The sequence below is a fragment of the Mycobacterium sp. HUMS_12744610 genome (assembly GCF_041206865.1).
Taxonomy (GTDB): Bacteria; Actinomycetota; Actinomycetes; order Mycobacteriales; family Mycobacteriaceae; genus Mycobacterium; species Mycobacterium servetii.
Window position 1 is genome coordinate 3,575,370 of sequence record NZ_JBGEDP010000001.1, and the last position, 26,434, is coordinate 3,601,803.

14 protein-coding genes and 2 pseudogenes are annotated in these 26,434 nt (G+C 67.2%); 11 read left to right on the forward strand and 5 right to left on the reverse strand.

From position 1 onward, the window contains the following. Positions 1-206 precede the first annotated feature (206 nt). The 9 genes and pseudogenes from AB8998_RS17230 to AB8998_RS17270 all read left to right on the forward strand — a co-directional run. A complete protein-coding gene (locus AB8998_RS17230) occupies positions 207-9,902 on the forward strand; it encodes a fatty-acid--AMP ligase (RefSeq protein WP_369738976.1) in 9,696 nt (3,231 codons plus the stop codon). A gap of 254 nt (positions 9,903-10,156) precedes the next feature. Next, the gene (locus AB8998_RS17235) at positions 10,157-11,353 is read left to right on the forward strand and encodes a hypothetical protein (protein WP_369738977.1); all 1,197 of its coding nucleotides are present in this window, start codon (positions 10,157-10,159) and stop codon (positions 11,351-11,353) included. 185 nt (positions 11,354-11,538) lie between these two features. Then, positions 11,539-11,919 (forward strand): hypothetical protein, encoded by a 381-nt coding sequence (locus AB8998_RS17240; RefSeq protein ID WP_369738978.1) that lies wholly within the window; start codon positions 11,539-11,541, stop codon positions 11,917-11,919. Next, positions 11,892-12,398: an acyltransferase family protein gene (locus AB8998_RS17245; RefSeq protein ID WP_369738979.1), complete on the forward strand. Its 507-nt coding sequence runs from the start codon at positions 11,892-11,894 to the stop codon at positions 12,396-12,398. Before AB8998_RS17240 ends, AB8998_RS17245 begins: the two co-directional genes overlap by 28 nt. Then, the gene (locus AB8998_RS17250) at positions 12,370-12,768 is read left to right on the forward strand and encodes an SGNH hydrolase domain-containing protein (RefSeq protein WP_369738981.1); all 399 of its coding nucleotides are present in this window, start codon (positions 12,370-12,372) and stop codon (positions 12,766-12,768) included. The genes AB8998_RS17245 and AB8998_RS17250 overlap by 29 nt, the downstream gene beginning before the upstream one ends. Before the next feature lie 53 nt (positions 12,769-12,821). Next, positions 12,822-14,513 carry a transposase gene (locus AB8998_RS17255; RefSeq protein ID WP_369738982.1) on the forward strand — a complete coding sequence of 564 codons (1,692 nt, stop codon included), beginning with the start codon at positions 12,822-12,824 and terminating at the stop codon, positions 14,511-14,513. A gap of 125 nt (positions 14,514-14,638) precedes the next feature. Beyond that, positions 14,639-15,036: pseudogene (locus tag AB8998_RS17260) on the forward strand (SGNH hydrolase domain-containing protein); the annotation flags it as partial. 71 nt (positions 15,037-15,107) lie between these two features. Next, positions 15,108-17,297 (forward strand): acyltransferase family protein, encoded by a 2,190-nt coding sequence (locus tag AB8998_RS17265; RefSeq protein ID WP_369738984.1) that lies wholly within the window; start codon positions 15,108-15,110, stop codon positions 17,295-17,297. An 83-nt stretch (positions 17,298-17,380) separates the two neighbouring features. Next, positions 17,381-17,560: pseudogene (locus tag AB8998_RS17270) on the forward strand (NAD-dependent epimerase/dehydratase family protein); the annotation flags it as partial. Between the two features lie 40 nt (positions 17,561-17,600). Here the strand turns inward: AB8998_RS17270 and AB8998_RS17275 are convergent. Both AB8998_RS17275 and AB8998_RS17280 read right to left on the reverse strand, forming a co-directional pair. Further along, positions 17,601-18,650, reverse strand: a complete 1,050-nt coding sequence (locus AB8998_RS17275) for a transposase (protein ID WP_369738131.1) — start codon at positions 18,648-18,650, stop codon at positions 17,601-17,603. 26 nt (positions 18,651-18,676) lie between these two features. Next, a complete protein-coding gene (locus AB8998_RS17280) occupies positions 18,677-19,021 on the reverse strand; it encodes a helix-turn-helix domain-containing protein (protein WP_369738130.1) in 345 nt (114 codons plus the stop codon). A gap of 37 nt (positions 19,022-19,058) precedes the next feature. Between AB8998_RS17280 and AB8998_RS17285 the strand changes: the two genes are divergently transcribed. Then, complete coding sequence (locus AB8998_RS17285) at positions 19,059-20,033, forward strand: NAD-dependent epimerase/dehydratase family protein (protein ID WP_369738985.1); 975 nt, start codon at positions 19,059-19,061, stop codon at positions 20,031-20,033. Positions 20,034-20,039: 6 nt separating this feature from the next. Here AB8998_RS17285 and AB8998_RS17290 read toward each other — a convergent pair whose 3' ends face one another. Beyond that, complete coding sequence (locus AB8998_RS17290) at positions 20,040-21,320, reverse strand: glycosyltransferase (RefSeq protein WP_369738986.1); 1,281 nt, start codon at positions 21,318-21,320, stop codon at positions 20,040-20,042. Between the two features lie 369 nt (positions 21,321-21,689). Between AB8998_RS17290 and AB8998_RS17295 the strand changes: the two genes are divergently transcribed. Beyond that, the gene (locus AB8998_RS17295) at positions 21,690-23,870 is read left to right on the forward strand and encodes an acyltransferase family protein (protein ID WP_369738988.1); all 2,181 of its coding nucleotides are present in this window, start codon (positions 21,690-21,692) and stop codon (positions 23,868-23,870) included. Between the two features lie 48 nt (positions 23,871-23,918). Here the strand turns inward: AB8998_RS17295 and AB8998_RS17300 are convergent, their stop codons facing one another. Both AB8998_RS17300 and AB8998_RS17305 read right to left on the reverse strand, forming a co-directional pair. Beyond that, positions 23,919-24,920 (reverse strand): NAD-dependent epimerase/dehydratase family protein, encoded by a 1,002-nt coding sequence (locus AB8998_RS17300; RefSeq protein WP_369738989.1) that lies wholly within the window; start codon positions 24,918-24,920, stop codon positions 23,919-23,921. Positions 24,921-24,968: 48 nt separating this feature from the next. Then, the gene (locus AB8998_RS17305) at positions 24,969-26,351 is read right to left on the reverse strand and encodes a nucleotide sugar dehydrogenase (RefSeq protein WP_369738990.1); all 1,383 of its coding nucleotides are present in this window, start codon (positions 26,349-26,351) and stop codon (positions 24,969-24,971) included. Positions 26,352-26,434 lie beyond the last annotated feature (83 nt).

Consider the following 26,434-nt stretch of genomic DNA (forward strand, 5'->3'; position numbering starts at 1 on the left):
GGTTGGACAGCTGTGTAATAATTCCCCGACTCGAAGAACACGTCCTCTTCTTCCAAGGCTGGTGATCGTGCAGCACACCGACGGCGTTAGCCCTACCGCAGGACTGCCGGGCCGGCGCGCGGTACAGACGGGGTTTGGCCCGACATCGAAGGCTTGCCCGCTGTCGCCGTGGCGGTCGCTGTCCTCTTTCCTGCTGGCCTGCCGTTGTGATTGAGCGTTCCCTTCCGGCGGTACTGCGAAGGCACGCCAGTCTCCGACCCGACGAGACGGCAGCCACGTTCGTTGATTACGAGCAGGACTGGGAGGGCTTCGAGCAAAGCCTGACGTGGTCGCAGCTGTACCGGCGAACCCTGAACGTCGCACAGCAGCTCAAGGCCCACGGGTCAACCGGCGACCGCGTCGTGATATCGGCGCCGCAGGGACTGGAGTACGTCGTCGGGTTTCTCGGCGCATTGGAGGCCGGGCAGATCGCGGTTCCGCTGTCGGTTCCGCTGGGTGGTGCCAGCGATGAACGGGTGAGTGCCGTCCTCGCCGACGCGTCACCTTCGGCCATTCTCACGACGTCCGCTGTCGCAGGAAGCATCGCCGACTACGTCGCGGCGCAGCCCGCCGGATCCCGGCCGTCAGTCGTCGAGCTTGATTTGCTGAACCTGGACGCCGACTGCGGTCCCCTCGCCGAGCCCGAAAGCCTGCACGACATCGCGTATCTGCAATACACCTCCGGGTCGACGCGCACGCCCGCCGGAGTCGTGGTCTCGCACAAGAACGTCCAGGCCAATTACGAGCAGATCATTTCCGCCTACTACGGCGGGCCCCCTCCGCCGGACACCACCATCGTGACGTGGCTGCCGTTCTTCCACGACATGGGTTTGATCGTGGGAATCGTCCTCCCGGTTCTGGGCGGACTGCACGCGGTGGTTACGAGCCCGATGTCGTTCCTGCAGCGACCGGCGCGATGGATGCAGTTGCTGGCAAGCAACACCGGCGCTTTCACGTCAGGGCCCAACGTCTCTTTCGAATTGGCCGCCCTGAAGACGTCGGACGGCGACCTGGCCGGGCTCGACCTCGGCGACGTGCGCCACATCCTCAACGGTGCCGAACGCGTGCAACCGGTGACGATGCGGCGCTTCGCCGAGCGGTTCGCCCGCTTCAACCTTCGCCCCGAGGCGTTACGGCCCTCGTATGGACTCGCCGAAACAGTGGTCTTCGTGGCGACCCGCGAGTCGGGGCACCCACCAGAAATCGTGTATTTCGAATCCGAGGAACTGTCCGCCGGCCATGCGAAGCGGTGCGCGAGCGGCGAAGGCATGCCGCTGATCAGCTACGGCATGCCGCAGTCGCCACTGGTGCGCATCGTCGACCCCGAAACCCGCATCGAGTGTCCGGCCGGAACCGTCGGTGAGATCTGGGTGCATGGCGACAACGTCGCCGAAGGCTATTGGCAGAAACCCGAAGAGACCGAACGCACCTTCGGCGCAACGCTTGTCGGCCCGTCGGCCGGCACACCCGAAGGGCCGTGGCTGCGAACCGGGGATTTGGGCTTTGTCTCCGAGGGAGAGCTTTTCATCAAGGGCCGCATCAAGGACATCCTGATCGTCTACGGGCGTAACCACGCTCCGGACGACATCGAGGCGACGATCCAGGAAATCACCCACGGCCGCTGCGTTGCCATCGCGGCTCCCGACGATGACGGTGTCGAGCACCTGGTCGCCATCGTCGAGGTCAAGCAGCGAGACGAGCCCGAAGAGGCTGCGGCGCAAAGGTTGACCACCGTCAGGCGCGAGATCACCGCGGCGATATCGAGATCGCACGGTCTGGCTGTGGCGGATCTTGTTCTGGTCCAACCCGGTTCGATTCCCCTGACCACAAGCGGCAAGGTCAGGCGACGGGACTGCGCGCAGCTGTACCCGCGTGGCGCGTTCACCCGCATAGACGAGGGGCTCCGCGCGCTCGAGCGGCCCGTGGTCGACGACACGGGCGCGGACGCCGGGGCCGACGCGGGATTGGCCCAACGACTCCGCACACTCCACGGGCAGCAACACGACCTGCTGGTAGCGGAGGTGTGCTCGCAGGCGGCAACGGTGTTGGGCCATGCCAGCCCGGACCACATCGATCCCGGGCTCACGTTCCAGGAGCTGGGGTTCGACTCGATCAAGGCCACCGAGTTGCTGGACCGGCTCAAGACCGTCACCGAGCTGGAATTGCCGCTCACCCTGGCCTTCGACTACCCGACGCCGGACGAGTTGGCCACCTACCTGGGCCGGCTGATGGCCGGGCCGGCCTCCGCCGCCGCAGCGGCGGGCGCGCAGGTGCGGGTCGACGAGCCAATCGCCGTGGTGGGGATGGCGTGCCGGTTCCCCGGCCGGGTGGATTCGGCTGCGGCGCTGTGGGATCTGGTGGCCGGCGGCACCGACGCGGTCGGGGATTTTCCGGCCGACCGCGGCTGGGATCTGGCGAACCTGTTCGACCCCGACCCCGACGCGGTCGGCAAGACCTACACGCGTGCCGGCGGTTTCGTCACGGACGTGGCCGGCTTCGACGCCGACTTCTTCGGGATCTCGGCGCGCGAGGCCCAAAGCATGGATCCCCAGCAGCGGTTGCTGTTGGAGGTGTGCTGGGAAGCGTTGGAGACCGCCCGGATCGATCCGGCCAGCCTGGTGGGCTCGGCGACCGGGGTGTTCGCCGGGGCGTGGTCACAGACCTACGGCGCCGGCGGGTCCGATGGCGCGGAAGGATACGGCCTGACCGGTTCGTCCACCAGTGTGGTGTCGGGTCGTGTCGCCTATGCGCTGGGCTTGCAGGGCCCCGCCGTCACCGTCGACACGGCATGCTCGTCCTCGCTGGTGGCCGCGCATTGGGCGTGCCAGTCCCTGCTCAACGGCGAGTCCAGCCTGGCGCTCGCCGGCGGCGTCACGGTGATGACCACCCCGACGATCTTCACCGAGTTCGCCCGCCAACGGGGGCTGGCCGCCGACGGGCGGTGTAAAGCGTTCTCCGCCAATGCCGATGGCACCGGCTGGGGCGAAGGGGCCGCGGTGCTGGTGCTGGAACGGCTCAGCGACGCCCGGCGCAACGACCACCCGGTGCTGGCGCTCATCGCCGGCTCGGCGATCAACCAGGACGGCGCCTCCAACGGTTTGACCGCCCCCAACGGGCCCGCCCAACAACGCGTCATCACCCAGGCCGTGGCCAACGCGGGCATCAACCTCGATGAGGTGGATGTGGTCGAGGCCCACGGCACCGGCACCACGCTGGGTGACCCGATCGAGGCCGGCGCCCTGATCGCCACCTACGGCGCCGCGCGTAAACCACAACATCCGCTGTGGCTGGGATCGATCAAATCCAACATCGGCCACACCCAGGCCGCCGCCGGGGCCGCCGGCATCATCAAAATGGTCGAGGCCCTCAACCACGACAGCCTGCCGCCGACCCTCAACGTCAGCAGCCCCAGCCCGCACATCGACTGGTCGGCCGGCACCGTCCGGCTGCTGACCGAGCCGGTGCCCTGGCCCGCCACCGAACACCCCCGCACCGCGGCGGTGTCCTCGTTCGGGATCAGCGGCACGAATGCGCACCTGATCCTGCAACAGGCCCCCGCCCCGCCGGGCGAAGGGGCCGACGCCGAGGCCCCGGGCGGCGAAGCCGGTGCCGAGTTCGGGCTGTTGCTGTGGCCGGTCTCGGCGCGCACCCCCGCGGCGTTGTGCGCGCAGGCCGACCGGCTGCACCACCACCTTGGAGAGCGTCCCGATCTGGATCCGGCCGATGTGGCCTACAGCCTGGCCACCACGCGGAGCCATCACCCGTACCGGGCGGTGATCAGCGCGCCGGCCGGCAGCGCCGATCCGCGCAAAGAGCTTCTGGATGCCCTGGACGCGCTGCGGGCCGGCCAAGCCCATCCACAGCTGGTCGGTCACCATTACCTGGCCCACCTGCGCGGCAAGATCGTGTTCGTGCTGCCCGGCCAGGGCGGCCAATACCCCGGCATGGGCCGCGAACTCTACGAACACCACCGCGTCTTCGCCGACACCGTCGATGACTGCGACAACGCGTTGCGCCCGTTCACCGGCTGGTCGGTACGCGAGGTCCTGTGCCAGGACCCGGGCGCCCCGGCGCTGGAGCGCGTCGACGTGGTCCAGCCGGTGCTGTTCACCATGATGGTGTCGCTGGCCGAGGTGTTGCGGCACTACGGCATCGTTCCCGACGCCGTGATCGGCCACTCCCAGGGAGAGATCGCCGCGGCCTACATCGCCGGGGTGCTCTCCCTGCCCGAGGCCGCCAAGGTGGTGGCGCTGCGCAGTCGAGCACTCAGCGCCCTGGGCGGTACCGGCGCCATGGCATCGGTCCTGCTCAGCGCCGATCGGCTGGAGCCACTCCTGCGTCCCTGGGGTGCGGCGTTGAGTATCGCCACGATCAACGGCCCCTCGCACACCATCATCAGCGGCACCCCCGACGCGCTGGAGCAGTTCACCGCGACCTGCGAGCGTGACGGCCTCCACATCCGGCCCATCGCCGTCGACTACGCCTCGCACTCGGCCCAGGTCGCACCACTGCGGGAGCGCCTGCTGACCGAGCTGGCCGACCTGACGCCGATGCCGGCCAGCATCCCGCTGTATTCCACAGTGGGAGAAGCACTTTCGGCTGAACCCCTCGACACCACCACCATGGACGCCGACTACTGGTATCGCAACTTGCGCGAGCCGGTCCGGTTCCACGACCGGGTGGCCGAGAGGCTGGCGGTCGGCGAGCACACGTTCGTGGAGCTGTCCCCGCACCCCGTGTTGGCCCCGGCCATCACCGACACCCTGGCCCAGGAAACGAGGCGGACCCAGTCCGCGGTGATCACCACGTTGCACCGCGACCATCCCGACCAGGACAACCTGGCCACCGCCCTGGCCCACCTGCACAACCACGGCCACAGCCCCGCCTGGTCGGCCCTGTATCCCTACGCCCGCACCATCGACCTGCCCACCTACCCCTTCGAGCACCGCCGCTACTGGCTGAACCCCGCCCCGGCCGGCGACGCGTCCGGGCTGGGCCAGGACCCGGCGGAGCATCCCCTGCTGGCTGCGGTGATCGATCTTGCCGACCAGGACCAGGCCGTGTTGACCGGCCGGTTGTCGACGGCCACGCAGGGCTGGCTGCGCGGCCACCAAGTCAAGGACACCGTGCTGTTTCCCGCGACCGGGTTCATCGACTTGGTGCTACAGGCCGGTGAGTACACCGGCTCCCCCGTCATCGACGAACTCGTTCTGCACGCCCCCTTGAGGCTCTCCGACGATGCGCCCACCGATCTGCAGATCGCCGTGCATTCGGCCGCGGACACCGGGCAGCGGACGTTCAGCGTCCACTCGCGCACCGGCGGCCAGTCCGGGGTGTGGACGTTGCACGCCAGCGGCGCGCTGAGCTCCCACCCGCCCGCCACCGCCCTGCTCATGCCGACGCCGGCCGTCGAGGCCGTCGACCAGGACGACTTCTACGAACGGCTGGCCCAGCGCGGCTACCGCTACAGCGGCCCCTTCCGGTCGCTGCGGGGTATCGGCACCGACCCCGCCCAACCCGAGACCGTCTACGCCGAGGTGGCCCTGCCCGCCGGCACCGATGTCGCCGGCTACGGAATCCACCCCGCGCTGATGGACGCCGCCCTGCACGCGATGGCATCGGTGTTGGACCGCACCGGCGAGGCAGACTCGGCGTCGTTGCGGCTGCCCTACGCGTTCAGCGGCATCACCCTGCATGCCACCGCGGCCACTCAGCTGCACCTCCGGCTGAGCCGCACCGCCGACGACACCTGGGAGCTGTGCGCCACCGACCCCGCCGGCGCCCCGGTGATCACCATCGCAACGATCACCCTGCGGGAACTGCCCGACATCACGGGGCCGCTAGCTGTCGCCGGACTCCGGGACAGCGTGTTCCAACTGAGCTGGCCACCTCTGCTCGACGACACCTCAACGGCGGCCGCCCCCGTCCCCGAGTGGGCGGTTGTCACCGGCGCACCCGATCGACTTCCCGCCGGCCTGCAAAACGGGCCGATCCACACCGACCTGGCCGCGGTGGCCCCCTGCCCGGAGTTGGTGATCTGGTTCCTGCCCGACACCGAGGACACGGCTGATCCGCCGCAGCAGGTGCACGACCTGACCCGCGACGTGCTGGCCCAGCTGCAAAGCTGGCTGGCCCGGCCCGACACCGCCCCCGCCCGCCTGCTGGTCGTCACCCGAAACGCGGTCAGCATCAACGCTTTTGACGGTGCCCCCGGCCTGGCCCATGCCGCGGCCTGGGCGCTGATCCACACCGCCCAAAACGAGCACCCCGACCGCATCGTCCTGCTCGACACCGACAACACCGCGGCCAGCCAGGACAACCTGCTCACCATCGCCGCGACCCGACCGGCCGGCGAGCCGCAACTGGCCCTGCGTCACGGCGTGGCCCACATCCCCCGCGTGGCCCGCCCCTTGATCCTGACTCCACCGGATTCCCCCCACTGGCAGTTGTCCAGCACCGGCAGGGGTGACTTGAGCAACCTGACCCTGGCCGCGACGACTCCCGACGCGCTGGCCCCCGGTCAGGTCCGCGTCCAGATCCGGGCGGCGGGGCTGAACTTCCACGATGTGGTCGTCGCGTTGGGCGCCATCGCCGACGAGAACATGGGCAGCGAGGCGGCCGGGATCGTCCTCGAAGCCGCGCCCGGCAGTTCATTCCGTCCCGGCGACGCGGTGATGGGCTCGTTCACCACCAACGCGTTCGCGCCCACCGCGATCGCCGACGAGCGCCTGCTGGTGCCGGTCCCGGACGGGTGGTCGTTCACCCAAGCGGCGTCGGCGCCGGTGGCGTTTTTGACCGCCTACATCTCCCTGGTCGAGATCGCCGGGCTGTCGGCGGGCCAGCGGGTGCTCATCCACGCCGGGTCCGGCGGCGTCGGACAGGCCGCCATCCAGATCGCGCACCACCTGGGTGCCGAGGTCTTCGCCACCGCCCATCCGAGCAAGCATCACGTGCTCACCGGACTGGGGTTGGACCCCGACCACATCGCTTCCTCGCGCACCCTGGATTTCCTCGACGCCTTCCGCGCCGCCACCGGCGGCCGGGGCATGGACGTCGTGCTCAACAGCCTGGCCGGAGAGTTCATCGATGCCTCGCTGAAACTGCTGCCGCGCGGGGGCAGCTTCGTCGAGATCGGCAAAACGGACCTCCGTGCTGCCGCCGAGGTCGCCGCCGCCCATCCCGGAGTCGACTACCAGGTCTACGACTTGGCCAGCGCCACCGCGCAAGAGCTGCAGCCGGCGTGGGCGGCGCTCGCCGAGATGTTCGCCTCCGGCGCCCTCAAGCCGCTGCCCACCACCAGCTACGGCCTGCTGACTGCCCCCCAGGCCTTCCGCGACATGAGCCAGGGGATCCATATCGGAAAGATCGTCCTGCTTCCGCCCCCGGTGCTGGATCCCGAGGGCACGGTGCTGATCACCGGGGGTACCGGGATGCTGGGCGCGCTCTTCGCCGAACACCTCGTCACCCACCACGGCGTCAAGCATCTGCTGCTGGTGTCTCGTAGCGGCCCGGCCGCTTCCGGCGCCGCGGAACTTCAGCAGCGCCTGGCCGGGCTCGGCGCCCAGGCCACCATCACCGCCTGTGACACCGCCAACGCCACCGAGTTGGCTAGAGTGCTGGACAACATTCCCGCTCAGCATCCGTTGACCGCCGTGCTGCACGCCGCCGGGGTGCTGGAAGACGCCGCGGTGGCCGACATGACCGCCGATCAGATCGACGCGGTCCTGGCCGCCAAGGTCGATGCCGCCTGGCATCTGCATCGCCTCACCGCCGACCGCGACCTGGCGGCCTTCGTCCTGTTCTCCTCGGCCGCGGGCATATTGGGCAGCCCCGGGCAGGGCAACTACGCGGCCGCCAACGCCTACCTGGACGCGCTGGCCCGCCAGCGCAACCACACCCGGCTCGTGGCCACCAGCCTGGCCTGGGGTTACTGGCAAACCCCCAGCGGCATGACCGCCCACCTGTCCACCGCCGACCTGACCCGCCTGGCCCGCACCGGTCTGACCCCCATCACCAACGAGCACGGCCTGGCGCTGTTCGACGCCGCGATCGCCAGTCAGCGCCCCAACCTGCTGGCCAGCCCCTTCAACATCGCCGCGTTGACCCGCCAAGCGCGCAACAACGCGCTGCCCGCGATCCTGTCGACGCTGACCACCGGCCGCCCCCGCGCCAGCGTCGCCAGTGCCCGCAGTCTGCAGGCTCAGCTGGCCGCTCAGACCCCCGAACAGCAACTGCAGGCTCTCACCGCGATGGTCACCGCCACCACCGCCGCCGTGTTGTCCCACCCGGATCCGGCGGCCCTCGATTCCGACCGTCCGTTCAAAGACTTGGGCATCGACTCACTGACCGCCCTGGAATTGCGCAACACCATCAACCAACACACCGGCCTGGCCCTGCCGGCGACCCTGGTCCTCGACCACCCCACGCCGGCCGCGCTCGCCGCCCACCTGGCCGACCTGCTCATCGACACCGCCGCGCCATCGGCCCCCGCGGCTCAAGTCGCCACGCACGACGATGAGCCGGTGGACAACCGGCTCGCATACGTGGATCAGGCGATGTTTCTTGCGATGCGAGCGGTTCACGACACACTGACCCAGTTCACGTGGCTCTATGACCACGCCGTCGACGTCGATGCGCTACGGCGTTTCCACCGCAATCTGGGATGCGGGTTGCTCGGACGCAAAATCGAGCGGTCTCCGTTACCGTTCGCGCGCGATCGCTGGGTCAGGGCTACGGCGACGGCCGACCTCGATGTCGCCGCGACGGCGCGGCCGCGCGCCGAGGTGAACGCCTGGCTCGACGAGCGGGCGCGCCTACCCATCGACCCCGAGTGGGGACCCGGCTGGCATCTGGGGATGCTGCCGCTCGACGACGGCGGGGCCGCGGTAACTCTGGTGGTTTCCCATACGCTCGTCGACGGGATCGGGCTCGGCCAGGCGATCGCCGATGCCGCCGAGGGCAGGATGCGCGACTTCGGCTACCCGCCCGGGGGATCGCGCACCCGCAGGCAGGCCGTGCGTGAGGACTTGCGGCAAACCGTCCAGGAACTGCCCGGCATAGCGAAGGCCTTCGCCTCCGCGGCGGAAAAAATCTGGTCCGACCGCAAACATTTCACCTCGTCGGTCAAGGCGGCACCACCACCTGCCCCCAGGACCACCGACAGCGATCACGTGGTGGAGGTGCCCGCCGTGACCGCATACGTGGACTTGACGAAATGGGATGCTCGCGCGAAAGGCCTTGGCGCAAGCAGCAATTCACTGGTGGCAGCGGTTGCGTGCAGACTCGCGGTGCGGGCGGGGCGCGTTCACGACGACGGAACGGTCACCCTGCGGTTTCCGGTGACGCTTCGGGCCGAAGACGATACCCGCGGCAATGCGCTCACGGTGGTCGACGTGGTAGTCGACCCGACGCACGCGGTGTCGGATCTCGGGGATATGCACGCAAAGATCACACAGGCGATCCTCGCGGCGATGAAGAACCCCGATGAGGAGTATTTGTCGACGTTCCCGCTGGCACCGTTGGTGCCGAAGCGGCTGAACAGGAGGCTGGCGGGGCTCGCGGCCGGTGGTGCCAGCCATCCGGTCACCGTCTCCAATGTCGGTGACCTGCCCGCGGCGGTGAACCGGCCCGACGGCACCGACGCCGACTATGCGTACATGAGGTCCGTCGAGCCCGATATCAAGAAGAGCACGCTCGAGCACATCGGGGGGCAGCTGTTCGTGGGTTCGGGGCGGAGCCGCGGGAAGATCTTCTTCAGGATCTCCGCATACGTTCTCGGCCGGCCAAACACCCAAGATGAGCTGCGGGAGATGGTCTCGAGCACTTTCGCCGAGTTCGACCTTGTTGCCGAAATCGATTGCTAGCCGACGATTTTTGTGCGGCTGGCCTAGTCGGGCGCCGGTCAGGCGTAGGGTGCCCAGCATGCGACCTTTCGTGACCCGTTGCCCGCGAGAATCCCCCCACCGTGAGCCCTGAGGCGGAGCGGCTAGACCCCCTCTCGGCGCCGGCGGGAACCGCCACTGCGGACCCAGCCGAAACCGACGAGCCGCCAAGGGCTTTGCAATCGAATGGGCCAAGCACCCGGGCCAAATTCGTTTACGCGCTCGTCGGACTGCTGGTGCTGCTCTCCATGGCGTCGTGGGTTGCGTTCGCATGCGTTTACGAACCGAATCTGCAATTTTTCCCTTACTATGCGGTCGATTACAGCCAAGGGTTTGTCAGGCGGGGACTCGGCGGCGAGATTCTGGACCTCTTTCCGGCGGACCGGTACTTCACGGGCCTGTTGATTTTGCGCTGGCTCATGCCGGCGCTTTTCGGAGTCGGCCTCGCGGCGGTGGCGTGGACGGTCGCCGTGCGATTCGGCCACTCCGAACGTCGGTTGATGTTGGCCCTGCTCACCGCCGTGCTGCCGTTGGGCTTCGTGCACGCCGTGATGTTGCCGACCCCCGACCTTCTCGGCGAGGCCGCGCTGGCAGTGTTCGCGGTGGTGCTCGCTTCGACGAAGAGTGACCGATCACTGCCGGTTGCGAGCGGGATCTACGGCATGACGACGGCGATGCTGACGCTTATCCACGAGGCCGTTCCGTTTCTGCAGGCACTCGGCGCGGTCCTGGCGATCGTGGTTCTGGCGCACGGTTCCACCAGGATGCGGCGTCTGAGCGGGGTTCTCGCGGTGGGCCCGGGCTTGGCCGTCGCGCTGGCGGTCGCGTTGCTGCGACGGCAAGACGTGTCGTCGCATTGTGGCCGCTTGCCGCACAGAGCCGTTCGCTGGGCCCCCGGCCCGGCACCGAGCGGGGAACACGCCTACGTGGACTATCACGACTGGACCTGTCGCTTCATCACCGTCACGACGAGAAAAACTCCCCTCATCGGACCTGACCAAATCGGTGGGGGCCCGTTGATCATGTCGACAATGGCTGGGGTTTTCGTCCTCGCGCTGACAATGGTTGTGATCAGGGGTATTTCCGGCGTCCCCTTCGGGCGATTTCGCCAGGCCGTACGCGGATGGCTTTCCTCGGTGACGCTGGCGGCACTGCTACTGCTGCCGGTTTACGCAACGTCGGCCGATTGGACCCGATGGTGGATCGCGGTCTCCTTCGATGTGGGCGTGGTTTATCTGCTCTATGTGAGCCGTGAACCCGAATCGGCCCGCTCGGCCACCGGACGCACCCGGGTCTGGTTCGCGGTGGCGATCGTCTTCTTCGCGCTGTCCCCGATCCCCGCTGCAGTCAACACCGAACAATCGGTGCGGGGTCTGTTGTCCCGCTGCTCGCAGCTGGTCAACGACCCGATGTGGGTGGGGATCTGTCCCTGATCGCCGGCGATGTCGACCGGAAGGGTTCTTTGCTTGGCCTGACAACCCGGTGATTGCCTCGACGCCGAAGCCGAGCCCGCCGCGGAGCGGCGGCGTTTACACTCCCCGCGGTCTGGCGTCGGCTGGCGGTGAGATCCGGCGCGTCGGTCCGGTCGCCGGCATCTGCCACGGTCGGCGTGATCACGATGATCGCCTCGGTTGCGCTGCTGCCCCCACTGCAGGCCCCGTTGGTCCTCGACGACGGCATCGCCAGCGCGCTGTATGTCGGCAACTACTGGTTCATCGCGCAACAAGTCGACTACTTCGCCGCGTCCAGAACGGGCTCGCCGTTCCAGCACTACTGGTCGTTGGGCGTCGAGGAGCAGTTCTGTCTGGTGTGGCCGGCCATGATCATTGCTACGGCCTGGCTCATCCGGCTTGCACGGCGGCGCACCAGAGCCGAGGCGACCTCCTCGAAACGCCCGTATCTGGTGGTCCTGGCGCTGGTCGCGGCCGTGTCGTTCCTGCTTTCGCTGGCGATCCGGGTGTCACCGCGCTGTTGCCCGTGCTGGGCGCGGCGCTGGTGATCGGCGCCGGCTGTGCCACACCGTCGCAGAATTGCGGCCGCGCGCTGGCAGTGCGACCGATGCGGGCGATCGGCCGGGCGTCCTATTCGTGGTATCTGTGGCACTGGCCGGTGCTGGTGCTGGTAGCGCCGTTGCTGGGCCACCCCCTTGGGCTGGCCGGCAGGTTGGCGACGGTCCTCGTCTCCAGTGGGCTGGCGGTGCTTACCCTGCGCTTCGTCGAAAACCCGCTGCGGTTCGCCGCCCCAATCCGCCACTCCGCCCTGGCCAGCCTCGCGCTCGGTGGCGCCGCGACTGCGATGGCGGTCGCCGTGGGCGTGGCGCTGCTGGCATCGATTCCCGTACCGGTGGGGCACGGCCCAGCGGCTGCGGCGCTGTCCATCGATGCAACGCCGCCCCCCGCAGGTTCCAGCATCGACGCACGACGCGGCGGTGCATCTGGCGTTCGCGCAGGTGCAGGCCGCGGTCAACGCATCGGCTGAGCTCAAGGCCGTCCCGTCGAACCTGGACCCTCCGCTCGCCGGTACGGCGGCCGAATATAAGGCCGTATTCCAGAATGGGTGCCTGCGCAATCTTTTCGAAGCGGGTCAACCTGAGTGCGCCACGGGCGATACCGCCTCGACGACGACGGTGGCCCTGCTCGGCGACTCGCATGCCACGATGTGGGCCCCGGCGTTCCAGCACATCGCCATGCGGCGGCACTGGCGGCTGGAGACTCTGGGAAAGGGCGCCTGCACGCCGATGGGCTTGCCGATCGCCGATACCATACGTCGCGCGGTGTCCGACGCGTTATGTCAGCAATGGCGCGCCCAGATCCTCGCCCGCCTAGGACGGTGCTGTTTTAGTCGCTGACTTTCGGCGTGGCTGAGCGGGTTTCGCATGGATGGGCGGCGAGGATCAGATGCGTGGCTTTGGGACGGGAAAATCGGCAGGGCCGGTTCGATGACGTGATGCTGCTTGTCGGCGATCAGCTGCCGGCGGGCAGCATCTATCGGCTGCTGGCCGACCACGGCGGTGCACTGTTCGACGACGATTATTTCGCTGATGTGTTCAAGCGTTCGGCGTTGGGTCGGCCAACGGTGCCGGCGCGGGTGATGGCCGCGGTGATGCTGCTGCAGGCCTACGAGGGGCTTTCGGATCGGGAGGCCTGCGACCGGCTGGCCTTTGACCTGCGCTGGAAAGCGGCCGCCGGGTTGACCGTGGATGCGGAGGCGTTTCATCCCACGGTGCTGGTCGGGATGCGCAACCGGCTACGCGCATCGGATCGGCCACGGCGGTTGTTCGAGGACGTCAACACCACGGCGCGGGCGGCGGGGTTGTTGCGGGGACGGCGCCGGGTGCTCGATTCCACTCCGCTGTTGGATGCGGTGGCCACCCAGGACACGGTGATCCAGCTGCGGGCCGCGATCCGCAAACTACTGGCGGTGGCCGATCGGGCCGATCCGGAGGTGGCCGGTGCGGTGCGCACCGTGCTGACCCGCGACGATGACTACGCCAGCCTGGGAAAACCACCGTGTGACTGGGACGATCCCACGGCGCGTGAAGCCTTGGTCGATGCGCTGGTGCGCGACGCCAAGGCAGCACTGGAGGCCTGCGATGGCCGCCAGCTTGACGGGGCACTCGGTGAGGCGGTCGAGTTGCTGGCGCTGGTGGCCGGCCAGGACGTCGAGGCCGGCGACGACGGGGTGTTTCGCATCGCGAGGCGGGTGGCCCGGGATCGGCTGATCTCCACCGTTGATACCGAGGCCCGCCATGGGCATAAGTCGCGGGCGCGGACCTTCGATGGCTACAAGTCCCATTTGGGTATCGATCCCGATGACGAGCTGATCACCGCGGTGGCCGTCACCGCGGCCAACGCCGCCGACCGTGAGGTCATCGACGAGCTGCTGGGCAACCCGGTCACCGACACCACGAGTGCTGCACCCGATTCCGCCGCCACCGATGCCGCCACCGATGCCGATGCCGATGCCGATGCCGATGCCGATGCCGATGAAACGATCACCGATCACGGTGAGCATGTGCGAAACGAGTCGGAGCCCAATGTCTTTGAGGTGTATGGCGATTCGGCTTACGCTGATGGGGCCACCCTCGATGAGCAGACCCAACGTGGCCATGACATGCGCGCCAAAGTGCCCCCGGTGCGCAACGCCAACGGCTATTCCAAAGACCAGTTCGGTATCGACCTGACTGCGGGCACCGTCACCTGCCCGGCCGAGCACACTGTGGCCATCAGCACCGGGCGGCGTCAGCAGGTCGCTCGCTTCGGGGCATTGTGTGGGTCGTGTCCGCTGCGGGCGCAATGCACCAAAGCCCGCCGTGGACGGGTGATCACCATCCATGCCCATGAGGCCGCCCTACAGCTGGCCAAGGCCCGCCAACGCGACCCGGCCTGGCAGACCGATTACCGAACGTATCGGCCGGTTGTGGAACGCAAGATCAGTCACTTCACCCGGCGCCCCTGGGGTGGTCGCAAGGCTCGCTGCCGCGGACAACAACGCATCCTGACCGACATCCTCGCCCGAGCCGGCGCGATCAACCTCGCCCGATTGGCCAGCCTGGGCCTGCATTCAGCGGCCGGGGGCTGGGCCATCGCCTGATCGGGACCACCAGGCCACCAGGCCACCAGGCCACCTACGATCCCATTAATATCAGCCAGCGCAAGCCCCTCCCAGCCGTCGAGACCCCGATACCGCGAAATCCCCGCCCTGCTGGAGGTCACTACATCAGCGCCGTCCTAGAGGCTGAACACCCGCGGCTGGTGGTGGTGAGTATGTACCGCGGGTACGGCTTCGGGCACACCTACACGCCGGGCTTCACCTCCTACGACCCGGTGTGGAACGACGGCCTGGCACGACTGGTGCAGCAGCTTCGACCGCCTGCTCTTCGCCAAGGTCGGCGGCGGTCAACGGATCCGGCATCGCCGCCGAGTCCGCCGCCACGCAAGCCGCCGGCGGACGCTACGCCGACCTCAGCCAGCTGTTCTGCACTGCCGATCGCTGCCCGGTCATCGTCGACAACACCCTTGTGTACTTCGACGGCAATCACATGACACTCGAATACGCCCAAGCGTTGGCCCCGGCTATGGGGGCGCTGGCCGACCGCGCGCTCGCCGACGGTTGAGAGTGGTGGAATCGACTTGGTCTGTTGGACAGGTGTGTGATAATGCCTCGACTCTTCCTATTCCCAGGTAGGTGACCTTGCATCCGGCCGACAGCGTTAGCACTACCGACGCAGTACAGAGTCGACCGCCGGAAAAAAAGGGATTTCGCCCCGACATCGAGGGGCTGCGCGCCGTCGCGGTGTTGGCCGTTGTGCTGTTTCACGCCGACATACCCGGGGTGGGCGGTGGATTTGTCGGCGTCGACGTCTTCTTCGTCATCTCAGGCTTCCTGATCACCGGACTGCTCTGGCGCGAGGCAAACACCAGCGGCACCGTCCGGCTGGCCCGCTTCTACGGAGCGCGGGCCCGCCGACTGCTGCCGGCCTCCGCCGCAGTCGGCGTGGTCATCATGCTCGGCGCGGCTGTTCTGGTACCCGCGTTGCTGTCCCGGAGCATCATCAAAGACGGCATCGCCAGCGCGTTGTATGTAAGCAACTACCGGTTCATGCTCCAAGGCGTCGACTACCTCGCCACCAACCTACCGCCGTCGCCGTTCCAGCACTACTGGTCCTTGGGCGTCGAGGAGCAGTTCTACCTGGTGTGGCCCGCCTTGATCCTTGGTACGGCCTGGCTGATCCGGCTTGTTCGGCGGCGTACCCGAACCCATGCCGGCTCATCGCCAGCCCCGTATCTGGCGGTCCTTTCGCTGGTCGCGGCCGTGTCCTTCGCAATGTCGCTGGCGCTCACCCGCCTGGCGCCTCCCGTGGCGTTCTTTTCGCTGCCAACCCGCGCCTGGGAGCTGGCGGTCGGCGGCCTGGTGGCCCTCACCGCCGGCCAGTGGCGCCGACTCCCGGCTCTGCCCGCCACCATCGCGGGGTCGGCCGGGCTAGGGGTAATCCTGCTGGCCTGCACCCAATTGGGGCGGGCCACACCGTATCCGGGTACCGCGGCGCTGTTGCCCGTCCTGGGCGCGGCGCTGGTGATCGGCGCGGGCTGCGCAGCCCCGGTCCAGGGAATCGGACGCGTCCTGGCTGTGCGGCCCATGCGCGCGATCGGCCGGGTGTCCTACTCGTGGTACCTGTGGCACTGGCCGGTCCTGCTGGTGGCGATGCCTGCGGCGGGATGGCCGAGGCACCCGCTCTGGCTGGCAATTGTGGCGATTTTGTTTTCTCTCGGGCTGGCCATGCTCACCCTGCGTTTCATCGAGAACCCGCTGCGCTTCGCCGCTCCCGTGCGCCGGTCGGCTGGCCGCAGCCTGGTACTTGGCGGTGCCGCCACCGCGGTAGCGGTCTGTATGGGCGTGGCGCTGCTTGCAGTGGTACCCAGCCCTGTCGGCCGTGGCCCGGCAGCGCCCACGTTGACCGTCACTGCGACGCCTCCGCTCGCGGGCTCAGACAAGGACGCGTATGACGCGGCGGTAAAGAACGCGTTCGCTCAGGTGCAGGCTGCGGTCGCGGCTTCGGCCGATCTCAAAGCCGTCCCCTCGAACCTGAACCCGCCGCTTACCGACGCGACGAAAACACCGCTCGGCGGCTCCAAAGACTGCTTGCGCGATCTCCTCCTGATCGATCATCCCCAGTGCGCGACGGGCGATACCGCCTCGTCGACCACGGTGGCCCTGGTCGGCGATTCGAATGCCGCGATGTGGGAGCCGGCATTCGAAAAGATCGCCGGGCAGCGGCATTGGCGGCTCGAGACCCTGGCCAAGGCCTACTGCCCAATGATGGATCTGCCCATCGCCATCCCCCTCTTTGGCCGGGGGTACACCGAGTGCGAGCAGTGGCGCGATCACATCGCCGCCCGGTTACGGGCCGAGCACCCGCGCCTGATCGTGCTCAGCATGATGCGCCGATACGGCGCCCGCTATGGTTGGGCGTCCGGTTTCACGTCCTACGATCCGGCGTGGATCGCCAGCCTGACCCGTCAAGTGCAAGAGCTGCGCGAGACGGGCGCCCAGGTGCTGGTGCTCGGGCCGATGCCGGATCCGCAGTCGGTGGTGCCCCTATGCCTGTCCCTGCACCTCGACGACGCGAGCGCCTGCTCGCCGCCCCGGTCGAAGGCGGTTAACCAACCCGGCATAGCGGCCGAGTCCGCCGCCACCCAAACCGGCGGTGGACAATACGCTGACCTCACCGAGTTGTTCTGCACCGCCGAACGCTGCCCGGTCATCGTCGGCAACGCCTTGGTTTACCGTGATCAGGACCACGTAACTTTCGAATACAGCCGGCTATTGGCCCCGGTCGTCGGCGCCCTGGTGAACCGCACTCTCGCCCCGGGTTGATGCGGAACCCACCTCGAACAACGCGTGCCGGTCACGTATTTCCTTTGCTGCGCAACGAGAGGGATCGGATTTTGTCGAAATCGGTGCTCATCACTGGCGGAGCAGGGTTCATCGGGTCCGCGCTTTCGCGCCGCCTCGTCGACGCCGGCTACGACGTCGCGGTGATGGACGTCTTGCACCCGCAGGTACACGGCCAACGCGCCACGATCGACCTGCCACCATCGGTGCGGCTGTGCACCGGCGACGTCACCCACGCTCCCGACTTGAGGTGTTTCTGACTTTGCGATAGACATTCGCGTTTGATCAGACAACATCGTCGGGATCCTGTATGGGTTGAGTGTGCCTTTGCTGGCGGTGCCAGGCAAGTCGGCGGTTGCGGGCGGATTCGAGCCCGGCTTGGCGTGCTTTGCGGATGGCCTCCCCTCGTCCTTCGTGTTCGTCGTTGGGCGTGACATAGCCGATGCCGGCGTGCAACCGGACTCCGTTCCAGAATTGGCGGGTGACGGCAAGTTCGGCGCGCAGGGTGGCGGGGTCCTCGATCGCGAGCAGGTGCGGGAACTCGGCCTTGAGGTGCCCGTTGAAACTCTCGATCCAGGCTTGATCGGTCGGCGTTCCGGGGCGTCCGAAGTGCTGGGCGATCGCAGACATGGCCATGAACTCCCGCGTCGAGCCCGACGTCATCTGGGGACCGTTATCGGACACCGCGAGCAGGATCGGCCGGGCCTGGTCGTCGATGCCGATATCGACCAGGCCGTCGGCGCGTCGCTCAACGGCCTGCAGGAGTCCCTCGATGTCGAGCGCGTCGGTGAACCCGATCTCGACCTGGGTGGAGGTTTCCTCAGCGGAGACGACCTCGGTGATCCACTTGCGCGAGACCAAATCCTGAATGATCAACACTGCCATCCCCGCCCTGGTGAAGTGCGTCGTATCGTAAATCCAGATCGAGTTCGGCTTGTAGTCCACCCAATCCGGGAAGGGCTTGCGTTGAGAACGTCCAGGCTTGGGAAGTGGTCGAAAGTGCTTGTCCGCCAAGAACAGGACCCGACGAACACTCGACGGTGACACCCATACCCGGCCCAGATAAGAGCCGCGGTGAGCAAGCTTGCGGTGCGAGCGGTCGGTCTCGCCCCACTGGTCGAACAACGCCAAGATCTCGCTGACTTCTTCGTCGAGCAGCCCATGCATGGGCGACCCACCAGGGATCTTGTCGACCAGCTGGCCGATCGCTCGGCGAGCGATCCAGCGATGTGCCCGCAGCTCGCCGAGCTCCAACGCATGGCATGCCTGGCGCAGTGTCCAACCTTCATCGACCGCCTGGTCGAGCAAGCCCAACAGCGCCGTCTTGGTGGCCACGTCGACACGGTGTGGGACTCGGCCACTTAGCCCCAGCGCCCTTTTCCCTCGACCAACGTCAGCCGCACGGCCATCTCCTTGAGTGCCTCGGACAGCCGCGCGTTCTCGGCCTTGGCGGCATCGAGTTCGTAGTCGCGTTGGCGGGCCGCCGCGCCTGGCTTGGCTGCCGCCAGCGCGGCCAGCGCACCTTCCTTGGCGATCGTGCGGACGCGCATGATCGTCGTGCGATCCACCTGATGGTTGGCGGCGGCCTCGGCGATCGTCACCTCCTGGCGTACCAGCTGCAGCCATATCTCGTACTTCTGCGACGGGCTCAAGAACCGCTTCGGGCGACGGTGCGAGCGGTCGCCACCAGAGTTTGCTTCGGACATGATCAGATCCTCCAAGAGAGCTCGGAGAACCCGTCGGATGTCGTCTGATCGACACACCGATCTCTATCGCGAAGTCAGACGCAAAACAGACTGGGACGCCGTGCTGCGGTTGTGCCGACCCTCCCAAGTCGTCCACTTGGCGGCCGAGACCGGAACGGCCCAGTCGCTTTCGGAGGCGACCCGCCATGGTTTGGTGAACGTAGTTGGCACCACCCAACTCCTCGATGCCTTGAGTCGCTCGGCACACGTGCCCGACCAGCTCGTCGTGGCGTCCTCGCGCGCCGTCTACGGGGAAGGCGCTTGGCGATGCGGCTCCCAGATCTTCTACCCGCAGCCCCGCAGCCACACTCAGCTCGTGTCCGGCATCTGGGATCCGCAAGGACCTACGGACGAACCTGCGGTGCCGCTGCCGAGCTGCGCGGAACGAACGGAGCCGCGGCCCACCAACATTTACGCCGCAACCAAACTCGCCCAAGAACACCTCTTGGCCGCCTGGACAGCCGCCCACGACAACAACCTCAGCGTGCTGCGGCTGCAGAACGTCTACGGACCGGGCCAGTCACTGACGAATTCCTACACCGGAATCGTCGCCCTTTTCGCGCGACTGGCGCGCCAGCAGTGCCCGCTGGAGGTCTACGAAGACGGACACATCGTGCGCGACTTCGTCTACATCGACGACGTCGTCGAGGCGCTGTTCGCCGCGATTGAAAAGCCTGCGACCGGACCACGCTGCCTCGACATCGGCTCGGGTACCCCAACCACCATCCATGAGCTGGCTAAAAAGATCGCCACCCTCTGCGATGCCCCCGAACCGAAGATCGTGGGAAAATTCCGCGACGGCGACGTACGCGCCGCCCAGTGCGACATCGAGCCGGCAACGAACGGACTCGACTGGCGCCCCCAATGGGCACTCGAGGACGGCCTGCGCGCCCTGCTTGACTGGATCGGCGAGCAACCCGAAACACCGGGTGGCCCAAGCGATCACACACCAAAGACAGCTGTGCTGAAGTAGAACCGCTCAGCCAACCCGCTTGAGGCGAGCGAAATTCTCCACCAGATCGGCGGTGGTCGCCACGCTATCGGCGGCTTTGGTCATCCGGGCAGCAAGCTCACGCGCACGGGTAAGGCACTGCGGCGCCAGGACCGTGCGCAGGTCCGCGACCAACGATTCCTCGGTGGTCGCCGAAAAGCGACGCCCAGTACCGACTTTCAGTCGTTTAACCCGCGCTCCCCAGAGTCCCTGGTCGGGCAGCGTCCACAGGATCAACGTCGGCAATCCCGCGCGCAGGCCCGCGTTGGTGGTACCGCAGCCGCCGTGGTGCACGAACGCGCGGCAGCCCGGCAAGGCCGCCGCGTAATTCATCACGCCCACCACCTTGACGTGCTCGGAGTGGGAGACGTTGCTGTAGTCGGTCCCGGCAGCGCAGATCAACGCCCGCTCGCCTAGCCGCGCGCAGGCCGAGCTGATCATGGCAAGCGTGTCGGCAGCAGATTCGACGCCTACGCTGCCGAAGCCGAAGCAGATCGGCGGTTTTCCCGCGGCGATCCACGACGCGACCTCGTCGTCGTTATCGGTCGGCAACTCCATCGTCAACGCACCGACGAACGGCCTTTTGGGAACCTGCTGTGCATTCCATTTCGCCCATTCGGCCGCCAGCCCGGGGTAGCACACCTCGTCGTAGGCCTGGATTTCCAGCGATCCGCGTTCGGTGATCCGGCGCGGCCACGGCCGTGTTGCTTCCGGCAACCCGAAGCCACGACGCTGCGCATCCTCGACCTTCTTCCCTCCTCGCCAAGCCGCCCAGTCGACCAGCTTCATCGCCGAGCGCGCCAACGGAGCCGGCAGAAACGGCAGGAGCTGGCCGTTGGCCCGCAGCGGGAAGATATGCAGGGTGGCGAGCGGAATGTCGCAGTGCTCTGCGACATTGACCGCGTCATCCTCGTAATTCATGCCGGTGAGCAACAGGTCGGCCCCGTCCGCCAGCGACGTCAGCGTTGCGCTCACCTCCGCACGACACTCGATGAGGGGCTGCGAATACTCGGCCGACAACTTGCCCAGCTCCCGGATCCTCCACGGGTGGGTGAACAAACCCGCCCAGAAATCGCGGTGCGGGTCCAGGATGGCCTTCAACGCCGGTCCGTAGGCAACCGCCGCGGGCCCGGCGGCCTCGGTGAAGCTGACCATCTCGGGTGCTACGGCCATGTGCACCTCGTGCCCGCGGCGCACCAGCTCGCGGCCGACAGTGACGTAGGGCTCGACTTCGCCGCGAGTTCCCCAGTTTGCCAGCACAAATTTCATCGGCGAAACCCTAGCCTTTCACTGCCCGTGCGCATTCTGGGAATTCAAGCGGAAGCCTGCATACCCGGCTCAGACGCCCAGCAGCATAACCCGGTAACCGCGCTATCGAGCCGGAAGGCGGAATTTTTAGGCGAGCGGCCCACACGCCGGACCATCGCGGCAGAGTCCCTGGACTGTCCTTCAGCCGCTGTGACGCAAATATTCGTCATCTGCCCGTTGTCGTGCGGCGGAATGGCGGCGATCTTGACCGACAACTTTTGTTCGCCCGAGAGCGGGCCTATGTGCAAGTAGTTGAGGATTCGGCCGAGCCGTGTTGAACAGGTGTGTGATAATGCCTCGACTCGAAGCACTCCTCCTCTCATTAGGTAGGTGACCGTGCGGCAGGCCGACAGCGTCAGTCCTACCAATGAGGTGCTGCGCCGGCAAACGCCACACAAGGAATTTCGCCCTGACATCGAGGGTCTGCGCGCCATCGCGGTGCTGGCCGTTGTCCTGTTTCACGCCCACGTAACTGGGGTGAGCGGTGGGCTTGTTGGCGTGGACGTGTTCTTCGTCATCTCGGGCTTTCTGATCACAGGGCTGCTCTGGCGCGAGGCGAGTAGCACCGGAACCGTCGGGCTGCGCCGGTTCTACGGGGCGCGGGCACGCCGACTGCTCCCGGCGTCGGCGGCGGTCGGCGTCGTCATCATGATCGGCGCAGCCTTCCTGTCACCGGTGTTGCAGTCGCGGAGCGTCTTCGTCGACGGCATCGCCAGCGCGTTGTACGTCGCCAACTACCGGTTCATGTTCCAAGGCGTCGACTATCTCGCCGACGCCGTTCCGTCGCCGTTCCTGCACTACTGGTCGTTGGGCGTGGAGGAGCAGTTCTACCTGGTGTGGCCGGCCTTGATCATCGGCACGGCGTGGCTGATCCGGCGTGCGCAGCGGCGCACCAACGCCCTGGCCGCCTCCTCGGAACGCCCGTATCTGGTCGTCCTGGCGTTGGTCGCGGCGGCGTCGTTTGCGCTGTCACTGGTGTTCACCCGCGTGCTGCCGCCCGTAGCGTTTTTTTCCCTGCCCACCCGGGCCTGGGAGTTGGCCGTGGGGGGCCTGGTGGCGCTGACCGCCGGCCAGTGGCGCCGACTCCCGGCAGTGGCCGCCGCCATCGCGGGATGCACGGGCCTGGGGGTGATCGTCCTGGGCTGCGTCCTAGTAGGCCCGGCCACGCCCTATCCGGGTACCGCCGCGCTGTTGCCCGTGCTGGGTGCGGCACTGGTGATCGGCGCGGGCTGCGCCGCACCCGCTCAGGGAGTGGGACGCGTCCTGGCAGTGCGGCCGATGCGCGCGATCGGCCGGGTGTCCTACTCGTGGTATCTGTGGCACTGGCCGTTGCTACAGGTGGTACCCCCGTCAGCGATCGCCGGTTCCCCAGAGCAAAGGCTGACCGCGGTTTTGGTCTCCCTTGGGCTGGCCTTCTTGACTCTGCGCTTCATCGAGAACCCGCTGCGCTTCGCCCCTGCCCTGCGCCGGTCGGCCAACCGCAGTCTCGCCGTTGGCGGCGCGGCCACCGCGATCGCAGCCGGTGTCGGCGTGGCACTCCTGGTATGGATGCCTGTCCCGGTCGGCCGCGGGCCGGCGGTTCCAGCGCTGACTATCACCGCGGCCGCCCCGCCCACCGGTTCCAGCATGGACGCCTACGACGCGGCGGTACAGCAAGCATTCGCGCAAGTGCAGGCGGCGGTCGCGGCATCAGCCAACCTGAAATCCGTCCCCTCGAACCTGAGCCCGCCGCTTGCCGACGTCACAAGCGAATTTCGGGCCCTGTACTTGCACGGCTGCCTCCGCAATTTATTCGAAGTCGGACAGCCGGAGTGCACATCGGGCGATACCACCTCGAAGACGACCGTGGCTCTGGTCGGCGACTCGGATGCTGCGATGTGGAACCCGGCGTTTCAACAAGTCGCAACCGAGCGGCACTGGCGGCTCGAGACCATGACGAAGAGCGCCTGCCCGCTGCTTGACCTGCCCACCATCAACACCGCCGTTGACCGGGCTTACACCGAGTGTGACCAGTGGCGGGGTCAGATCACCGCACGCTTACAAGCCGAGCGTCCGCGGCTCATAGTGCTCAGTATGACGCGCATTTACGGCAGCGCCGTTGTTAAAGCGGGTTTCAAGTCATACGATCCGGCGTGGATCGACAGCCTGAACCGCCTGGTAAAAAGGCTACGCGACACCGGTGCGCAGCTGCTCGTCCTCGGGCCGATCCCAGATCCGCTTTCAATAGCGCCGGACTGCCTGGCCGCCCACCTCGATGACGCGACGGCCTGCTCTCCGCCGACCTCGAAGGCGGTGAACCAAGCCGGCATCGCGGCCGAAATCGCCGCCACCAAGACCGGCGGCGGACAATACTCCGATCTCACCGAGCTGTTCTGCACCGCCGACCGCTGCCCCGCCATCGTGGGCAACACCCTGGTCTACCTGGACGAGGCCCACCTGACGCGCGAGTACTCCCGGCAGTTGGCACCGGTGATGGGGGTGCTGACCGACCGCGCACTCGCCAGTGGTTGACACGTTGCGGGGCGCCGAAAGCGGTCCCGCATACGACTGCTCGCAGCCTTACGCCTGATGCGCAGCGGGCTCTTCGAGGTACCAGGGGTTGGCCCGCGCCCACTCGATGGTGCGCCGGATCCCCTCCTCGACGTCGACCCGTAAGCGCCACCCCAGCTCACGCTGCGCCTTCCTCGAGTCCGGGATGCGACGGGGGATGTCCTCGTAGCGGCCCCCGTAGCGCGCCGCGGTGTCCACAGCTTCGGCACTCGACACCGCATCGACGTTCGCGATCTTGATCGCCAGGTCGACGGCATCACGCATGGTCGTCTCGGTCATGCTGCCGATGTTGAAGGCCTCACCGATCGCCGCGTCGCTGTCGGCGGCGAGCAGGGTGCCGGCGATGGCGTCGTCGATGTAGGTGAAACACCGGGTCTGCTCACCGGAGTCGTAGAGCAACGGGGGGCGGCCGTTGAGAATCCGGTGAATGCTCTGCGAGATCACGAATATCGGATTCTGCCGCGGGCCATACACATTGAAGTAGCGCACCACCGTCACGGGCAGCCCGTAGGCGGAATGCATGGCGAACACGAGATGTTCGGCCATGGCCTTGCTGGTGCTGTAGCTCCAGCGCGCGGTCCTCGTCGAACCCAGGACACGATCGTCGTCCTCGGCCCACGGCGGGTTGGGGTTTTTTCCGAACACCTCCGACGTGCTGGCGAACACCACACGCGTTCCGCGCCGCTGGCTGAGCTGCAGGACGTTGCGCGTGCCGATCACGTTCACGTCGAGAACACCGAGCGGATCGTTGAGATAGTTTTTGACACCGACGACGGCGGCCAGGTGAAAAACCGTGTCAACCCCGGCAGTCAGGGCCTGTTCCAGCGCGCCCAGGTCGGTGACGTCGCCTTGCACGAACCGAAAATTGGGGTGCCGATCGAAGTCGATGCTGGTGTCGCGGGTGTTCTTGGCGAAGTCGAACACCGTGACCGAGTCCCCGCGGTCCAGCAATGCCGAGACCAAGTGCGATCCGATGAAGCCGTAGCCGCCCGTCACGACGACATTGGACATGTTTGCTCTTTCGTTTCCAACTAGCGGTTGATGTTTGCTGTCGGCCGCTTACCGGCCGATCCCCTTGTAGACGAAGCCGGCGGCGCGCACCGCCGCCGGGTCAAAGCTGTTCCGTCCATCCAGGAACACACACCCGGCCGCGGTGAGTTCGGCGAGGCGCACCAGCGGGATCTGGTGGAACTCCCGGTGCCCCGCGAGAACCACGAGGGCGTCGGCATCCTTGACCGCCGATTCGATGTCCGGGGTCAGCGGGATCTTCGTCACCGTGTGGGCCTCCTCGTCCGGCACCCACGGATCATGGACCGACAGCTGGCAACCGGACTCCTCGAGCAAGGCGAGAACGTACTTGGTGGGGGTGAGCCGGCAGTCGCCGGTGTTGTTCTTGAACGCGATGCCCAGCACCGCGATTTTGCTGGTCTCGACCGCCTTGCCCTGATCGGCAAGCAGCTGGGTGAGCAGCCCGTAGGTGTAGGCGGGCATCGTGTCGTTGACGGTCCGCGACGTCCGCGGGATGGCCAGATCCAACCCGACGGACTGGCCGAGATGGTTGACGAACCACGGATCCTTGGTCAGGCAGTAGCCGCCCACACCCATGCTCGGGCGCAAGATGTTCGCATCACGCCCACCCTTGGGCATCGTGTTGGCCGCCTCGATGACTTGCAGCGCGTCCATGCCGAGCCGGTCGCACACCTTGGCCAGCTCGTTGGCCAGCGCGACGTTGAGGTCCACCCACAGGTTGTCGGCGAGCTTGACCATCTCGGCGGTCCGGGGATCGTCGACGATCACCGAGTCCACTCCCAGGGCATGTCGCCACAGTGTGGAGCAGGCGCGGGCGCTGCGCTCATCGACAGCACCGACCACGACGGGGATCGACGTCAGCTCGCGGATGGCTTGGCCTTCGGCAAGCCGCTCGGGGCAGAACGCCAACCCGAAGTCGACACCGGCCGCCAGCCCCGAGGTCTCTTCGAGGATCGGCCGCACAAGTTTTTCGGTGGTGTCGGGCGGGACTGTGCTCTTGAGGATGACGAGGTGGCCGGCGCGCAGGTGCTCGCCCACGGCCCGCGCCGCCGCCTTGATGTCGTCGACGATGGGCTCGAAGTCCGGGCCCAGCGGCGTACCCACGGTCACGATGACGAAGTCGTTGTCGGCGAGCGCACCGAAATCGGTGGTGGCGCGGAGCCGACCCATTCGCACGCTGTTGGCGACGAGTTCGCCCAGCCCCGGCTCGGGCACGGTGCTTTTGCCCAGGTTGATCTCGTCGACGACGGCCTCTCGCACGTCGATCCCGGTCACGGGCCAGCCGCGATCGGCCAGCACGGCGCCGATCACCGTGCCGATGTAGCCGAAGCCCACCACCGCGATGCCCGACCGCATGCCACGCACCAGGAGGTCGATCTCGGCGTCGCTGCGTCCGAACACGCCTTCAGCCATCGCGGAACCAGCCCTTCAGTCCCCCGTGCGCGTTCTGTGAATCGACAGCGGCGACCTCCCACCCCGCTAACCGTCGAAAGTCT